We start from the raw sequence: 15,364 nt of genomic DNA on the forward strand, positions 1-15,364 counted from the left end.
GCATTGGAGGGCTCTGCCATCCGGGTTTGACGCGGAACCCGGACGGTCGAAGGGGCGTCTATCATTGTTGCGGGCCATTCATCACCGGTCGACCCCCTGTCTGCACAGCGAGAGGTGCGTATGTCCTCATCCCACAGTTCCCTCATCCGGTTCCTGGGCCGCTACAAGTGGCGCTACCTGGTTGGCGTGCTGGCGCTGGCCGGCACGGACCTGCTGCAGCAGGTCACGCCCCGGCTCATTGGCTTGTTCGTGGACGACCTGGACGCCGGCGTCCTGGACCTTTCCGGCATCTACCGGTACCTGGCGCTCATCGTCGGCACGGCCCTGGGCGTCGCGTTTCTGCGCTTCGTCTGGCGGATCTACGTCTTCGGCACGGCCCGCCTGGTCGAGCGCGACCTGCGCGCAGACCTGTTCGCGCATCTGGAGAAGCTCTCCGCCTCCTTCTTCCACCGGCACAAGACCGGCGACATCATGGCCATGGCGACCAACGACCTGCAGGCCGTGCGCGGCATCGCGGGCGAGGGCGTACTGATGGCCGCGGACGCGGTGGCGATGACCGTGTTCACGCTCATCGCCATGGTCTCGACCATCGGCCTGAAGCTCTCCCTGTGGGCGCTCCTGCCCCTGCCGTTCCTGGCGCTGGTCATCGGCGTGGTCGGGAAGGCGATCTTCGCACGTTCCCGGGCGGTGCAGGACAGCTTCGCCCGGCTTTCCGATGTGGTGCAGGAGAACATCTCCGGCGTTCGGGTGGTCAAGGCCTTCGTCCAGGAGGCGGCGGAGGAGGCGAAGTTTGACGAGGCCAACCGGGACTACATCCGCCGCTTCATGGCGATGATGCGGGTCGACGGCATCTTCGACCCCATCGTCAACCTCTTCGCCGGGCTCTGCTATGTCGTCGCGCTGCTGGTCCCCGGCCGGGCCGTGCTCCGGGGCGAGATTTCGGTGGGCGACTTCGCCTCGCTCACGATGTACATCGGGATGCTCATCTGGCCGATGATCGCCGCCGGTTGGGTGGTGCAGATCATCCAGCGGGGCTTCGCCGGCTTTGCCCGGATCCGCGAGGTGCTGCTCACCGAGCCCGAGGTCCGGGACGCGCCGCAGACGATCGTTCCGGAGGACGGCCGGCTGCGGGGCGACATTCTCATCCGCGACCTGACCTTTCAGTACAGCCCGGACAGCCCGCCCGTCCTGGACGGCATCAACCTCCACATCCGGCCGGGACAGACCCTGGGCGTCCTGGGCCGCACGGGCAGCGGCAAGTCCTCCCTGGCCTCCCTGCTCACCCGCATCTACGACCCGCCCCGCGGCACGGTCTTCATCGACGGCGTCGACGTCCTGGAGCTGCCGCTGGACCTGCTCCGCCGGTCCATCGCCGCCGTGCCCCAGGAGGCGTTCCTCTTCTCCCGCACGGTGCGCGAGAACATCGCGTTCGCGCCGGGCGACTGGACCGAAGAGCAGATTCGCCGGGCGGCCCGCACCGCCCACGTGGAGCAGGACATCCTCGAGTTCCTGCCCGACGGCTACGACACCCTGGTCGGCGAGCGAGGCGCCACGCTCTCCGGCGGCCAGCGGCAGCGGATCAGCCTCGCCCGGGCCGTCCTGAAGGACGCGCCGATCCTGGTGCTGGACGACTGCCTGTCCGCGGTCGACACCGCGACCGAACAGCGCATCCTGAACGGCCTGCGGCCCGTCATGCAGGGGCGGACGACGATCATCATCTCCCACCGGGTGGCGGCGGTGAAGGCCGCGGACCAGATCATCGTACTGGAAAGGGGCCGCATCGTCGAGTCCGGCACCCACGACGAGTTGCTCGCCCTGGGCGGCCGCTACTTCCGCACCTATCAGCGCCAACAGCTCGAGGAGTCCATCGCCTCCCTCGGGTAGCCCACACAGGAGGATGTTATGGCGGACTTCCGCGAAGAAGAGGCCCTTGGCAAGGTCTACGACGCCCGACTCATGGCCCGGCTGCTCTCCTACGCCCGTCCGCACTGGAAGGCCCTGCTGGTATGCATTGCGATGCTCGGCGTGGCCGTGAGCCTGGACTTGCTCGTCCCCAAGCTGGTGCAGGTCGCCATCGACGACTACCTCGTCCTCGGCGACGCCCCTGCCGCGGCGGTCGGCCTCAACCGGCTCGCCTTCTGGCTGATCGCGGCGCTGGTCGCCAACTTCTTCGTCTCCTACGGCGAGGTTCTGCTGCTCCAGTTCACCGGGCAGAAGATCATCTATGCGATCCGCAAGGATCTCTTCGGCCACCTTCAGCGGCTGCACCTCCAGTTCTTTGACCGCAACCCGGCCGGGCGGCTGGTCACCCGGGTCACCAACGACACCGAGACCCTGAGTGAGATGTACACCAGTGTGCTGGTCAACCTGTTCCGGGACGTCTTCACGCTGGTCGGGGTAGCCGTGGTTATGGTGAGGACCCATCCCAGGCTGGCCGCGGTCAGCCTCGCCCTCATCCCGCTGGTCGCCTACTACACCCGCTTCTTCGCAGCGAAGGCGCGCGACGCCTGGCGTGAGGTGCGGGTGCGGCTCGCCCGCATCAACGCCTTCGTCTCGGAGCACGTGAGCGGCATGCGGGTGGTGCAGCTCTTCGCCCGGGAGGCGCAGACGTTCGCCGAGTTCAAACGGGAGAACGATGAGTACAACCGGGCCTCCTGGCGGCAGTTGATGGTCTGGGCCGTCTTCCGGCCCGTCCTCGACCTCCTGGCCAGCGTCACCATCGCCCTGGTGCTGTGGTATGGCGGCCTGCAGGCCCTGGGCGGCGGCCTCACGCCCGGCGTCCTGCTCCTGTTCGTCACCCTCTCCCGCCGCTTCTTCGAGCCACTCATGCAACTGGCCGAGAAGTTCAACATCCTGCAGAGCGCCATGGCCTCGGCCGAGCGCATCTTCATGCTGATGGACACGCCGCCGGCCATCGTAGACCCGCCGGACCCCAAACCGCTGGGCCGGGTCACCGGCGCGGTGGAGTTCCGCAACGTCTGGTTCGCGTACAACGAGGGCGACTGGGTCCTGAAGGACGTGTCGTTCCGGGCCGAGCCGGGCCAGACCATCGCCTTCGTCGGCCACACCGGGGCCGGCAAGTCCTCCATCATCAACCTGCTGTGCCGGTTCTACGACGTGCAGAAGGGCCAGGTGCTGGTGGACGGCCTCGACGTACGGGAGGTCGCCACCGCCGAGCTGCGGCGGTCCATCGGCCTCATGGCGCAGGACGTCTTCCTCTTCAGCGGCGACATCCGGTCCAACATCCGCTTGGGCAACACGGAGATCAGCGATGAGCGGGTGCGGGAAGCGGCCCGCATCGTGGGGGCGGACGAGTTCATCCGCGAGCTGCGCAACGGCTACGACGAGCCCGTGGCCGAGCGGGGCGCCACCCTTTCGGCGGGGCAGCGGCAGCTGCTCTCCTTCGCCCGGGCCCTGGCCTTCGATCCCCCGATCCTCGTGCTGGACGAGGCCACCGCCTCCATCGATTCCGAGACCGAGGCGCTGATCCAGAAAGCCCTGAGGGAGCTGACGAAGGGGCGCACCACTTTCATCGTGGCGCACCGGCTCTCCACCATCCAGCACGCGGATCAGATCATCGTGCTGCACAAGGGCCGGATCCACGAGCAGGGCACCCACGAGGAGCTGCTGGCCAGGCAGGGCCTGTACTACAAGCTCTGGCGGCTGCAGTTCGAGGAGCACCTGGAGGAGCGGGATGCGCCGACCGAGACGCTGATGCCGGCGACCCACCCGTCGGCGTAACCCGGGTTCATGTTGCGCAAGTGCAGGAGGGGCTGTCCCTGAGCCATCCCAGATGGCTCTTGGGACAGCCCCTTCGAGTCCCCTGGGCACCGCATGGGTGATGCTCTCCCCGCCTCTGCGACTCCAGGTGGGCGATGACGCGTTCCTTGCAGCCCGGCCCACGCGCCACCTCTCTACGGTTTCGGCCAGGAGGCGGAATGGGCACCGAGCGGTGAGGGACGAGTGCATATTCCGCCTCGAACTGGGAGGGCGAGAGGCAACGAGCCCGCCACCCGGACGGAGGCGGTCGCCGCAGTGCCGGCGGAGCCGCTCGAACAGCAAGAAAGGGACCGCCCCGACCGAGGCGATCCCTTGCCATTCTTGACGTTGGACTACCCGACACGCCGGACCAGCGGCCCAACCAGCGCCAGCACTTCCTCGGGCGTGCCCAACTCCAGGCACTCCCGGGCCACCGCCCGCGCCTCCGCGGCCGGCGTGGACCGCACCAGCCGCTTGATGCGAGGCAGCAGGGCAGGGGCCATCGAGAGCTCGTCCACGCCCAGGCCGAGCAGAAGCAGGGCACCCTCCGGCAGCCCACCCATCTCGCCGCACACGCCGACCCACTTGCCGGCGGCGTGCGCCGCCTGCACGATGCGGTCGATCAGCCGCAGGACGGCCGGATGGTAGGGCTGGTACATCTCCGTCAGCTCCGGGTTGCCCCGGTCCACCGCCAGGGTGTACTGCACCAGGTCGTTGGTGCCGATGGAGAAGAAGTCCACCTCCCGGGCCAGGTGATCGGCCAGGAGAGCGGCGGACGGGATCTCCACCATGATGCCGACCTCGTACCGGTCGGCCACCGGATGACCCTCGGCCTCCAGCGAGCGGCGGGCCTCCGCCAGGGCCTCCTTCGCCCGGCGCAGGTCGCTCAGGCCGCTCACCATGGGGAACATGATGGCCAGCCGGCCATGGACCGACGCCCGAAGCAGCGCCCGCAACTGCGTCTGGAAGAGCTCGGGGCGGCGGAAGCACAGCCTGAGGGCCCGGACGCCCAGGAAGGGGTTCTCCTCCTTCGCCAGGCCCAGGTACGGCACGTCCTTGTCACCGCCGATATCCAGGGTGCGGATGATCACCCGCTGCCCGCGGGCGTTCCGCAGAGCCTCGGCGTAGGCCTGATACTGCTCCTCCTCCGTGGGGGCGGTGGAACGCCCCATGAAGAGGAACTCGGAGCGGAGGAGGCCGATGCCCTCGGCGCCCTTCTCCATCGCGAAGGCCACCTCGCCGGGCGAGCCGGCGTTGCCCGCCAGCTCCACCCGCACGCCGTCCGGAGTCTCGGCCGGCAGCGACGCCTCGGCCCGGTCGCGTTCCGCCTGCTCGCGGGCGCGCGCCATGGCGGCCTCGTAGCGGCTGCGCGTCTCCGCTCCCGGATCGAGAACGACCTCGCCCGCGTCGCCGTCCAGCGCGACCGTCATGCCGTCGGACGCGGCCTCGAGCACGCCGGCCGTTGCCACCACCGCGGGGATGCCCCAGGAGCGGGCCAGGATCGTGGTGTGCGAGGTGGGCCCGCCCTGCTCCGTCACGATGCCCAGGAGCAGCGAGCGGTCGATGCCAATGGTGTCCGTGGGGGCCAGGTCCCGCGCTACGACCACCGACGGCCGCTGCAGCACGACCCCCACCGTGCGGCCGGTCAGGGCCGCGACAAGCCGCCGGCCCACGTCGCGCACGTCGGCCGCGCGCTCCCGCAGATACTCGTCATCCAGGGCCTCCAGCATCGCGGCGAACTGCTCCGTGGCGGTGCGCACGGCCTCCTCGGCTGGCTGCCCGTCCCGGATGGCTGCCTCCACCAGGTTCTGCAGCTCCGGATCCTGGAGCATCAGCTGGTGCGCGGTCAGGATCTCCCGGCCCTGGTCGTCGGCCCGCTCGGCCAGGGCGTTGAGCTCATTCTCGGCGCGGCGGCGGGCCTCCTCAAACCGGGCCAGCTCCTCCTCCGGAGCAGCAGCCGCCCGTGCCGCGGTCTCCGGCTGCCCCTCCCGGTAGACGAACGCGGGACCGATGACGACGCCCGCGGCGGCCGCGACGCCGTTCAGGACCTTTTCACTCACCGAGGCCACCCTCAATCAGCGCGGCCAGCGCCGCCATGGCCTCCTCTTCCCGGGGCCCCTGGCAGCGGATGACGATGGTCTCCCCCTGGGCGACGCCGAGGCTCAGGAGGGAGAGCAGGGAACGGGCCGAGACCTCCTTCTCGCCCTTGCGCACGAAGATCTCCGTGTCGGCGAACTTCTGCACTTCCTTGACGAACAGTGCGGCGGGCCTGGCATGCAGTCCGGTGGGGTTGCTTAGGGTAAAGGTCCTTTCTACCATGCGGCGGACACTCCTCCTCGGTAACTTCCGCAAAGGCGTTTAACAATAGTATCCGGGATTGCGGCCCGGCTGTCCAGAAGGATTCGGTACATTTTGCGGCGTATCCATGCCGAGTCGCGGTGGAAAGGGGGTGCTTGAGCTGCAGCTGAAGATCGATCCGGAGCTGGGCCGGCAGCTGCCCTTCCTCACGCTGGGGCTGCTGCAGATCGAAGGGCTCGAGAACGGCCCAGCCACCGCCGCCCTCCAGGCGCTCGCGGACGCGACCGTGTCGCAGACCCGCGCGGCGCTGCAGCTGGAGGAGATCACCCGGCTTCCGGCGATCTCCGGCTGGCGCAAGGCGCTGAAAGCCCTGGGGACGGACCCCGCCCGGTACCGGGTCTCCTCGGAGCGGCTGCTGAGGCGCATCGTCAAGGGCGACGGCCTGCCCAGGGTGAACCTGATCGTCGACCTGGTCAACGTGTGGTCGGCGGCCTCGGGTCTGCCCATCGGGCTGTATGACGCCGACCGGCTGGAAGGCGACACCCTGGCGTTCGGCGCAGGCCGGGAGGGAGAGCGGTACCGGACGCTGGCCGGCACCGACATGGAGACCCTGGGCAAACCCGTGCTGCGGGATGCCGCGGGGCCCTGCGGCTCGCCCATCACGGACTCCGACCGCACCGCCACCCACGAGGGGACTCGCCGCTGCATCGCGGTGGTCTTCGGACCGCCGCTGTACGACCGGGACGAGTTCGAGCGGCATTGCGACCTGCTGGCCGACTGGGTCCGGCACTTCACCACCGGCAGGGTGACGGCACGGGGGTGCGTCGTCTCATAAACTCCGCCTTCTCGTCCCGGATTATGCGATAAGCAGGCCACACCCGCCTGCCACCGGCGGAAAGACCGCCAGGTCTGCGCCGGGTGGCACGGGTGTGGCCATTCCTTGCAGATCACGTATGGAGCGTCCGGCGATGAACACCTGCACATGCGGGAGCAACGCGGCGCCGTCCGGGGTGAGGATCTGCCCCTCCAGCCCGGGACACTGGGCGACCAGCCGGCGAAGCACATCTCCCACCGGCTCACCGGGCGTGCCCGGGACCTCGACCCGTGCGGCGCCGGCCAGGGCACGCAGCGTCGCGTAGAGACGAACCTGCACGGCTCAGATGATCTCCAGTTCCCGGAGTTTTTCTACCGGCACCACGCCGTTCTGCCAGCCGCGCGCCGCGTAGTACTCCTGGAGCATCACGTCCAGCTCCGACACCTGGCCGGCGCTGCCGCCGGTCGCAGGCTCCGTGAGGAAGCGCTTCGGAAGGTAATCGCTGCCCTCCCCCAGCCCGGCCAGGTTGTTGTAATACCGCTCCAGGTTGTAGATGCGCTCGCCGGTGCGCATGACGTCCTCCGCCGTAAACGGCACGCCGGTGACCGCGCTGTAGGCCTGCGCGTACTCCTCCGCGCCCATTGCGAAGGCCGAGAACTTGCACAGGTCGAGGGAGTCGGAGAAAGCGTGCAGGTCCTGGAAGACCTTCAACAGCGCGCCCTTGCCCTCCGTGGCCAGCCGGTCGGTCTGTTCGGGGATCCCCGCGATCTCCGACGCCACCGTGTAGCCGCGCAGGTGGCAGGCGCCCCGGTTGGAGGTCGCGTACCCCAGCCCGATCCCCTTGATGCCGCGCGGGTCGTAAGCCGGAATGGCCTGCCCCTTCACCGAGTTGGCCAGATCCGGCCGGCCGAAGGCCTTCGCCGCACCGTACGCGCCCAGACCCAGGGTCTTGCCCAGATCCCCCTCCGCGCGCGCGATGAGACCCGCCACCTCAATCATCCGTGCGGCGTCGCCCCAGGCGATGCCGTCCTTCACCAGTCCCAGCTCGGTGGCCTCCATGGTGGTGGAAAGCACATTGCCCAGCTCAATCGTGTCCATGCCGTAGTCGTTGCACAGATCCAGCAGCTTCGCCACCGCCCCGGCGTCGGTCAGGCCGCAGTTGACGCCCAGCGCCCACGCCGTCTCGTACTCGAAGGACTCGGTGCGGACCCCCGCGTAGGGGCCTTCCTTGATTTCCACCAGCTTCTTGCAGGCCACGGGGCAGGCGTGGCAGGTGGGCTCCTCCACCAGGTACTGCGCCCGGATGGTCTCCCCCGAGATGGCCTCGGCATCCGGGTGGAAGGTCTCCTTGCCGTTGAAGGCCGGCAGGGCCCCGACCTCGTTGATGATGTTCATCAGCACGTTCGTGCCGTAGAGCGACAGGCCGCCCTTGCGCGGCGCGGTCAGCGCCCCCTCCATGATCGCCTTCAGGCCGGCCTTGCGGGCATCCTCGAAGGTATTCCGGCGGTCATCCGCGGGCTTCCACTGGTCCTTGATGTCGCCGATGGCCACGACCGCCTTCAGCTTCTTGGCGCCCATCACGGCGCCGGTGCCGCCACGACCGGCCGCGCGGTCGTTCTCGTTCAGGATCGAGGCGTAACGCACCAGATTCTCGCCGGCCGGGCCAATGGCCATGACTGAGACGTTCCTGCCGCCGTGCCGCTCCTGCAGGATCCGCACCGTCTCCCGGATGCCCTTGCCCCAGAGGTCCGAGGCATCCGCCAGCCGTACGGTCCCGTTCTCACAGATCGCGTAGACGGGCGTCGGCGCGGCCCCGCGGAACAGCAGCCCGTCAAACCCTGACCAGCGGAGTCTGGCCGCGGACCAGCCGCCCATGTGGGAGTCGGTCACCCCGCCGGTGAGCGGCGACTTCGTGCAGACCGCCAGACGGCCGGACATATTGATGGCGCTGCCCGTGAGCGGACCGTTCATGAAGCAGAGCAGGTTCTCCGGCGACAGGGGATCGACCTCCGGCCCGTTGTCGAACACGTACTTCACACCGAGTCCCCGGCCGCCGATGTACTTGCGCGCCGCCTCCGGGTCGATCGGTTCGTAGTCGATGCGCCCTGTCGTCAGGTCGATGCGCGCGACGCGGTTCGCGTAGCCCGTGAGCGTCATGCTGAGCCACCCCTCTCAGTCGCATTTCTGCAATAATATTCGACAAATGCTGCGAATTCCTTCTTTGTGACAGGATGCACGTGAAGGGGGGAGGCTCGCCGGCTCAAGAGAAACGGCCCCCGGGGGAGATCCGGGGGCCGTTGCGTACGAGGTCTAGTCCTTGAATTTCCACACGTAGTAGGCTTCCTGTGTCCGGTCCCGGCGCAGCCGCTCCTGCGCCTCCGGGTCGTCATCCGCAAGCACCAGCGCGCTCTGGGAACGGTGGGCCCGGATAGCCGCCAACTTGGTCTCCCAGACCGGCCGCACGTCCACAACCAGGTCCGGCTCTCCCAGGACTGCGGACGCCTTGCCGAAAGCGCGGGTGTGCACCGGCGGACGCCGGTCCGGGGGCAGCTGGGCCACGGCCCGCACCGTCGCCCGGCCCAGGGCCATGTGGTCGGGGTGGACGCTGTAGTCGGGGTGGTAGGTGATAATCAAGGAGGGCCGGATCTCCTCGATGATGGCCTTCAGGCGCGCAGCCAGGGCCTCGGGGTCCTCGAACTCCACGGTCTTGTCCCACAGCCCGAGGAAGCGCAGGTCGGTGATGCCCAGGATGCGGCACGCCTCCCTGAGCTCCTTCTCCCGCAGCCCGGGCAGGCTCTCGCGCGTGGCAAACGGCGGCCGGCCCATGCGCCGGCCCATCTCGCCCCGGGTGCCGCACACGTAGGTGACGGGTACCCCCCGCTGGGCGTACAGGGCGATGGTGCCGCCCACCGCAAAGGTCTCGTCGTCGGGATGCGGCATGATGACCAGCACGTGCTCTTTCACGGCCCGTGACCTCCTACTTCATCGGGAACGGCGTATGGCTCAGCTCCAGAGCGATGGCCAGACAGCCGTTGGCGTCGTGGCCGGCCAACAGCAGCCGGCCCTGCTCGTCCACCTCGTAGTCCGTGAGCCCCTCGGCGTAGGTCCAGCCCTCGCCGGAATGCAGTTGCAGACCCACCCGATACGGGCCCGAGCCCGTGATCTGGGCACGGCTGAACCGCACCCGGGCGTTGCGGACGAAGGCACAGACCGCCATCCCGTTCCCCCCGGCCGCCTCCCCGGCGTAAGCGCCGTTGGTCGTCTCCAGGTGCATGTAGACGTCGGTGTTCACGAAGGATTCCAACCGCTGCTGCACAACCTCGCGATCGATCGGCTCCATAGGACCTGCCTCCAGCCTGCCAAATGCACGTTGGATCGTAGTTTTAGACGCCCCCACGGGGGGCGCGCGATACGCCGCACCGGGCTTTGCCAGAAGACGAAGACGCATCCCCCTGCCGCCGGAGGCAGGGGGATGGGTCACTGGGCCGTATCAGACGCCTCCTGCGCCAACCGGCGCTTCGTGCGCATGTACCCGCGGAAGACGATGGTCTGCTGCTCCTGGACGGGCTGCACCGTCTGCGGGGCCATGGTCCCGGCAGTGCCCTCCCGGGCGGGCGGCTCGACGGCCGCGGGAGCGGACGCCCAGACCGGTTGGGGGGGAGGGCACCGCGCCGTTGGACACCGGAACAGCCGACGGCGCCCCCCCGGCCTGGGCGGCGGCCGGTCCGGCCGCCCGGCCCTCCAGCTCCGAGCGGTTGATCCCCACGAAGCACCCGCCGGGATCGATGATCAGCCGGCGGCAGTCGGCGTCCCCGTACAGCTGCCCCCCGTTGCCGATCCGGAGCGTGCCGGTCACCGTGACGTCGCCGTGGATCTCGCCCTGCAGGTACAGGTCGTCGGACCGCACGGGGCCGGAGCAGACGCCCCCCGGGGCGACGACCATCCGCCCCTCGTGGATGACGGCGCCGCGGACGTGCCCCCGGACCTCGAGAACCCCGCGCGACCGGATCGGACCCTGGACCTCGGTTCCCCGGTCGATCACCGAATACGGCAATGCGTCCTGCTTCCAACGCCACCCGAAGAACATGGTGTCTCACCCCTGGCGGGGCTGCGGATTCACCGGGGTCCGCTCCAGCCAGGGCGCGCCGCCGGTCCCGTAGATGTAGTGGGCCCAGGCGAGGTACTCGCGGCTGTTGGCCGTCAGCGGGTCGGCGATCAGGCTGGCCTGCGAGAACTGCGGCACCAGGTACCGCTGCAGGGCCAGGCCGCCGCCCCCGGTGAACCACAGGAAGTCGTAGTCCGCTACCTGCCACGTGGACCGGATCTCCACCAGCACCTTGGTGGCCAGCTGCTCGAAGGCCTTCTCCCGGAGGCCGGTGATGTCCACCCGCCGCCCGCTGACGCCGATCTCGCCGGAGATGATGGCCTCGTCCAGCGCGTGGTTCTCGCGCTCGATGCCGTACTCCCGGAGCAGGGCGTTCGCCACCGCGCCGTAGGCTGCGGAGAGGCCGGTGGGCACGGTGCGGCTCTGCTCGGGCACGTACTCGCCGCCCTCCACCGTCACCAGGTCCGTGGTGCGGAAGCCGATGTCGACGATGCCCACCCGGGCGTCTGCCGCAGGGTGCTGCTGCGCCAGCTGGCCCCTGGCATCCAGCACCTGCGACCAGTACGTGCCCAGCGGCTGCGGAACCACGGTGACCCGGTCGACGCGCAGGTACAGCTCCTCGGGGTTGCCGGTCCGATACCGGACCACCCGGTGGTCGCCCCGCACGCTGCGGACGAACTGGTCCGCCAGGTGCATGCGGCCCGGGGGCAGCCCGGTGACGACGGAGAACGTGGTGTTGGCCTCGCTCGCAAAGAGGCTCAGGGCCGTGAGGAAGAGGACCAGCAGATCGTTGCCCTCGTCGCGCATCACCGACAGGAACCCGTAGGCCATGCGGGACTGGCGCACGGCCAGCGTACCCACGTGGTAAACCCTGTCGCCGATCTGCACGCGCAGGTTGTCCGTGGGGTCGGTCTCCTGGGATGCGAGCCGCAGCGGCAGGTAGGGGCTGCCGTCTCCCACGACGCTCGGGAACAGGTACCCTTCCCGCCCGTCCGTGGCTTTGACAAATCCGTAGCCAAGATCTACGCCGATAAGCCGTTCCATTGCTTGCCCCCCTTAGAGCTGTCTGTCAGGTGCGGGCCCGGTGACGCTTCAGAACCATCCAATTCAAGATTGGAAAATTGCTACCACTAAACATACCTTACCTACCTCAAAAAGGAAAGCCGCTGTGCTGCTTCCGACCAGATCTGGTGAACCGCGCCTTTTGGGCGGCGAACTGCGCGGTGAGGCAGGTGACCGGGACCCGTGGACGGCGGTTTCGCCGTGCGGCGCGGTCCGCGCGCCCAGATCGACATTTCACCGCAAATCGCCCGATTGCGAACCGTGGTCCTGATATGCTGGAATCAGAAATGCACAAGCCGTGTGCGGACGCCCGCGGGAGGAGGGACTGTGCCGGTGTGGACCTACTCGACCTTTGAGGCCAACTGGGAGGTAGGATTGGTGACGGCTGAAGCGGTCCACGGAATCGGCTTCGCCATGGAGCCGGCGCTGGGGGCCACCGCCGAGCAGCCCGCAGGGAGCGCGGAAGAGCTGTCGGATGCGGCGGACTGAGCACCGCGGGCCGCAACAACCCCATCACCCCACAGGACGGGAGCCGGGTCGGGGAGCACCCCGTACTCGGCTCTTCACACTTTCTTCACACCCGGGAGCGAAACTGGGGTTGATGGCACGTTGCAAATGGGGGATCGCGATGACGACGAAGCGCTTGCACTCGCCGTGGTCCAGAGCCCTCGCCTGCGTCGCGATGGCCGTCCTGCTCCTCGCCCTGTCCGGTGTGGTAGCGGGCTGCTCCGGGCAGACGGGCAACCACAGCCGGGACGCCGCGCAGGAGGCGACCCTGCCGGAGGGGTTCCCCGAGGCGCCCGACTGGTACCACCACGCGCCGAAACCCATCCAGGAGACCTATTTGGCGGCGGCGCACCACCATGACGAGCTGCAGCACATCCCGTGCTACTGCGGCTGCGGCGCCTTCCACGCCAGCAACTCCGACTGCTACTTCCAGCGGGACGAGACCGGCGCGGTGGTCGCGTTTGACCGGCACGCCGTGGGCTGCCAGATCTGCCTGGACATCACCCGGCAGACCGTGGCCGGACTGGAGAGCGGAAGATCCCTCACCCGCATCCGACAGGAGATCGACGAGGCGTATCAGGCCATGGGGCTGACGCCGACCCCCACGCCCCTTCCCCCGCCTGACCAGTGATCCAGCGCGCGTCCCCGGATCCGCAGACCTGAACGAGCACCCCTGACCGGGTGCTCGTTTTCCGTTGGCCGCTCCGCGCCCTGCCCTCAGGCCCGCGGCAGCCAGAACCAGAAGGCGGCGCCCCCGCCGGGACGGGACTCCACGCCGACGTCACCGCCGTGCGCCCGGACGATGGAGCGCACCACCGCCAGACCGAGCCCCCGGCCGCCCTTCCGCCGGCCGCGGAAGCGGTCGAACACGTGGGGAAGCTGAGCCGGGTCGATGCCCTCCCCCGTGTCCCGCACCCGGACCGCCACGGCGTCCCTCGTGACCGCGGCGGACACCCGCACCACGCCTCCCGGCGGGGTATGGCGCAGGGCGTTGTCCAGCAGGTTGAAGACCACCTGCTGAATCCGGCCGCCGTCGGCGAGGACGGGGGGCAGCGCGTCCGGGAGGCCCACCACCAGGGCGACGCCCTTCTCCTCCGCCTGCGACCGCACGGTCCGGACCGCCTGCTCCACCGGCACGCGCAGATCCAGCGGCACCCGCTCGAAGGCCATCTGCCCCTCTTCGATCTGCGCCAGGTCCATCAGGTCGTCCACGAGGCGGCTCAGCCGGTCGACCTCGTCCATCACCACCCGTTGGAATCGCCGGACCTCCGCAGGATCGGTCACGACCCCCTCGGCCAGGGCCTGGGTATACCCGCGGATGTACGACAGCGGCGTGCGCAGCTCGTGGGCCACGTCAGCCAGGAACTCCCGCCGGCGGCGCTCGTGGCCCTCCAGCTGTTCCGCCATCCGGTTGATCGCCTCGCCGAGGCGGCCCAGCTCGTTAGCGCCCGCCGGGGCCACGCGCGCCGAGAAGTCGCCGCGCGCGATGGCCCGGGTCGCCCGTTCCATCGCCAGCACGGGGCGGGTGAGGCTCCGGGCCATCACCAGCGCGAGCCCCGTGCCCAGCAGGAGCGCGGCGGCGCCGGCCAGCCACAGGCCGCGCCGGGCCCTGTCGAACGACTGCCGGAGGGGATCGGCGGGCGCCAGCAGCAGCACTCCTCCTTCGCCCCCCTGGACCGGCACGCCGGTGACGATGTAGGTGGCTCCCTCCGGGGTCCGCAGCTGGTCCACATGGGTCCGTCCGACGACCACCGCCCGCCGGATGTCCTCGGGCACCTCGACCGCGGAGGCGCCCGGGAAGGACCGCGGCCTTCCTTCCCGGTCCAGCACCACCACCTCGCCCCCCACCATCTCGGCCATGAGCGGTGCGGCGGCCAGCGCCGCGTCCTCTGCGGCCAGCATGTCCGCGAGTTGCCGGCCGTGGTAGAGGAGGGGCTCCGTGACCTGCGTGGCGTAGAAGCGCTCCAGCAGCTGGTCCAGGGCGTACTCCATGGGGACGAGCACGACGAGCAGGAGCAGGGAGAGGGAGAGCCAGAACCGGGCGACCAGACTAAGGCTGCGCATCCGGCACCTCCGCGAACCGGTACCCCACGCCCCAGACCGTGAGGATGAGCCCCGCGCCCTCGCCCAGCTTGTCCCGCAGGTTCTTGATGTGGGCGTCCACCGTGCGGGCGTCGCCCTGGAAGTCGGGCCCCCAGATGCGGTCCAGCAGCTTCTCCCGGGAGAAGACCTGACCCGGGTGCGCCGCCAGCAGGGCCAGGAGGTCAAACTCCTTGGGAGTGAGGGGCAGGGGACGGCCGGCGTACAACGCCGTCCGCTCTGCCGGCCGGATCGTCAGGCTGCCCCGGCGGATGGGGACGTTCGCCTCCACCTGTCCGGCCGAGCGGCGGAGCACGGCCTGGACCCGGGCGGCCAGCTCCCGGCCGTCGAAGGGCTTGGCGATGTAGTCGTCGGCGCCCATCCGGAGCCCCTGTACCCGATCCGCCACACCGCCCCGGGCGGTGAGCATGATGACGGGCACGGCAGACTCCTCGCGGATGCGTTGCAGCGTCTGCCACCCGTCCAACCGGGGCATCATCACGTCCAGCAGCACGAGGTCAGGCCCCGCGTCACGCACCGCCCGCAGGGCGGTGAGGCCGTCCCCGGCCTCGAGCACGGTGCACTCCGCCGCGAGGTACAGCCGGATCAGCTCGCGCATGCGGGGCTCGTCGTCCACCACCAGCACCACAGGCCGCTTCCCCGGGGCCATCGGCCACCACCTCCGATTCCTCTCCCTGATCCGGTCGGACTGGCCCGTCCCCGCGCTTGTCCGTTTCCGC

15 protein-coding genes are annotated in these 15,364 nt (G+C 69.4%); 5 read left to right on the forward strand and 10 right to left on the reverse strand.

Annotated elements, in window-relative coordinates; translation table 11 throughout:
• The first annotated feature begins 120 nt into the window (after window positions 1-120).
• Entirely contained in the window at window positions 121-1,884 is a 1,764-nt protein-coding gene (locus STH_RS16320) for an ABC transporter ATP-binding protein (RefSeq protein WP_043714409.1), read from the forward strand.
• An 18-nt stretch (window positions 1,885-1,902) separates the two neighbouring features.
• Entirely contained in the window at window positions 1,903-3,741 is a 1,839-nt protein-coding gene (locus STH_RS16325; RefSeq protein WP_011197390.1) for an ABC transporter ATP-binding protein, read from the forward strand.
• Window positions 3,742-4,112: 371 nt separating this feature from the next.
• Here the strand turns inward: STH_RS16325 and ptsP are convergent, their stop codons facing one another.
• Both ptsP and STH_RS16335 read right to left on the reverse strand, forming a co-directional pair.
• Window positions 4,113-5,819, reverse strand: a complete 1,707-nt coding sequence (ptsP, locus tag STH_RS16330; RefSeq protein ID WP_043716291.1) for a phosphoenolpyruvate--protein phosphotransferase — start codon at window positions 5,817-5,819, stop codon at window positions 4,113-4,115.
• The gene (locus tag STH_RS16335; protein ID WP_011197392.1) at window positions 5,812-6,078 is read right to left on the reverse strand and encodes an HPr family phosphocarrier protein; all 267 of its coding nucleotides are present in this window, start codon (window positions 6,076-6,078) and stop codon (window positions 5,812-5,814) included. The genes ptsP and STH_RS16335 overlap by 8 nt, the downstream gene beginning before the upstream one ends.
• A gap of 130 nt (window positions 6,079-6,208) precedes the next feature.
• On the opposite strand from STH_RS16335, the gene STH_RS17630 reads away from it, so the two are divergent.
• Entirely contained in the window at window positions 6,209-6,892 is a 684-nt protein-coding gene (locus STH_RS17630; RefSeq protein WP_011197393.1) for a B3/B4 domain-containing protein, read from the forward strand.
• A gap of 21 nt (window positions 6,893-6,913) precedes the next feature.
• On the opposite strand, the gene STH_RS16345 is transcribed toward STH_RS17630, so the two are convergent.
• The 6 genes from STH_RS16345 to STH_RS16370 all read right to left on the reverse strand — a co-directional run bounded on the left by STH_RS16345 (window position 6,914) and on the right by STH_RS16370 (window position 12,020).
• Window positions 6,914-7,210, reverse strand: a complete 297-nt coding sequence (locus STH_RS16345; protein WP_011197394.1) for a ubiquitin-like small modifier protein 1 — start codon at window positions 7,208-7,210, stop codon at window positions 6,914-6,916.
• A gap of 3 nt (window positions 7,211-7,213) precedes the next feature.
• A complete protein-coding gene (locus tag STH_RS16350; protein ID WP_011197395.1) occupies window positions 7,214-9,028 on the reverse strand; it encodes an aldehyde ferredoxin oxidoreductase family protein in 1,815 nt (604 codons plus the stop codon).
• A gap of 153 nt (window positions 9,029-9,181) precedes the next feature.
• Window positions 9,182-9,835 carry a bacillithiol biosynthesis deacetylase BshB2 gene (gene bshB2 / locus STH_RS16355; protein WP_011197396.1) on the reverse strand — a complete coding sequence of 218 codons (654 nt, stop codon included), beginning with the start codon at window positions 9,833-9,835 and terminating at the stop codon, window positions 9,182-9,184.
• A gap of 13 nt (window positions 9,836-9,848) precedes the next feature.
• Window positions 9,849-10,211, reverse strand: a complete 363-nt coding sequence (locus STH_RS16360) for a YojF family protein (RefSeq protein WP_043714412.1) — start codon at window positions 10,209-10,211, stop codon at window positions 9,849-9,851.
• 150 nt (window positions 10,212-10,361) lie between these two features.
• On the reverse strand, window positions 10,362-10,958 hold the full coding sequence (locus STH_RS16365) for a bactofilin family protein (RefSeq protein WP_011197398.1): 597 nt from the start codon (window positions 10,956-10,958) through the stop codon (window positions 10,362-10,364).
• 6 nt (window positions 10,959-10,964) lie between these two features.
• Window positions 10,965-12,020, reverse strand: a complete 1,056-nt coding sequence (locus STH_RS16370) for a ParM/StbA family protein (RefSeq protein ID WP_011197399.1) — start codon at window positions 12,018-12,020, stop codon at window positions 10,965-10,967.
• A gap of 345 nt (window positions 12,021-12,365) precedes the next feature.
• Here STH_RS16370 and STH_RS19000 point away from each other — a divergent pair, with 345 nt between their 5' ends.
• Window positions 12,366-12,527 (forward strand): hypothetical protein, encoded by a 162-nt coding sequence (locus STH_RS19000; RefSeq protein WP_158507019.1) that lies wholly within the window; start codon window positions 12,366-12,368, stop codon window positions 12,525-12,527.
• 139 nt (window positions 12,528-12,666) lie between these two features.
• The gene (locus tag STH_RS17635) at window positions 12,667-13,176 is read left to right on the forward strand and encodes a PCYCGC motif-containing (lipo)protein (RefSeq protein WP_050742334.1); all 510 of its coding nucleotides are present in this window, start codon (window positions 12,667-12,669) and stop codon (window positions 13,174-13,176) included.
• A gap of 86 nt (window positions 13,177-13,262) precedes the next feature.
• Here the strand turns inward: STH_RS17635 and STH_RS19835 are convergent, their stop codons facing one another.
• Together STH_RS19835 and STH_RS16385 are read right to left on the reverse strand one after the other, a co-directional pair.
• Window positions 13,263-14,609 (reverse strand): sensor histidine kinase, encoded by a 1,347-nt coding sequence (locus STH_RS19835; RefSeq protein WP_011197401.1) that lies wholly within the window; start codon window positions 14,607-14,609, stop codon window positions 13,263-13,265.
• The gene (locus STH_RS16385) at window positions 14,596-15,294 is read right to left on the reverse strand and encodes a response regulator transcription factor (RefSeq protein ID WP_011197402.1); all 699 of its coding nucleotides are present in this window, start codon (window positions 15,292-15,294) and stop codon (window positions 14,596-14,598) included. The genes STH_RS19835 and STH_RS16385 overlap by 14 nt, the downstream gene beginning before the upstream one ends.
• Window positions 15,295-15,364: the final 70 nt, after the last annotated feature.

This window comes from Symbiobacterium thermophilum IAM 14863 (assembly GCF_000009905.1).
GTDB lineage: Bacteria > Bacillota > Sulfobacillia > Symbiobacteriales > Symbiobacteriaceae > Symbiobacterium > Symbiobacterium thermophilum.

Excerpts from the sequence above, each read along its gene's own strand:
- STH_RS16320 (WP_043714409.1), top strand. The coding sequence starts at position 121 with ATGTCCTCATCCCACAGTTCCCTCATCCGGTTCCTGGGCCGCTACAAG.
- STH_RS16325 (WP_011197390.1), top strand. The coding sequence starts at position 1,903 with ATGGCGGACTTCCGCGAAGAAGAGGCCCTTGGCAAGGTCTACGACGCC.
- STH_RS16335 (WP_011197392.1), bottom strand. The coding sequence starts at position 6,078 with ATGGTAGAAAGGACCTTTACCCTAAGCAACCCCACCGGACTGCATGCC.
- STH_RS16350 (WP_011197395.1), bottom strand. The coding sequence starts at position 9,028 with ATGACGCTCACGGGCTACGCGAACCGCGTCGCGCGCATCGACCTGACG.
- STH_RS16360 (WP_043714412.1), bottom strand. The coding sequence starts at position 10,211 with ATGGAGCCGATCGATCGCGAGGTTGTGCAGCAGCGGTTGGAATCCTTC.
- STH_RS16365 (WP_011197398.1), bottom strand. The coding sequence starts at position 10,958 with ATGTTCTTCGGGTGGCGTTGGAAGCAGGACGCATTGCCGTATTCGGTG.
- STH_RS16370 (WP_011197399.1), bottom strand. The coding sequence starts at position 12,020 with ATGGAACGGCTTATCGGCGTAGATCTTGGCTACGGATTTGTCAAAGCC.
- STH_RS17635 (WP_050742334.1), top strand. The coding sequence starts at position 12,667 with ATGACGACGAAGCGCTTGCACTCGCCGTGGTCCAGAGCCCTCGCCTGC.
- STH_RS19835 (WP_011197401.1), bottom strand. The coding sequence starts at position 14,609 with ATGCGCAGCCTTAGTCTGGTCGCCCGGTTCTGGCTCTCCCTCTCCCTG.
- STH_RS16385 (WP_011197402.1), bottom strand. The coding sequence starts at position 15,294 with ATGGCCCCGGGGAAGCGGCCTGTGGTGCTGGTGGTGGACGACGAGCCC.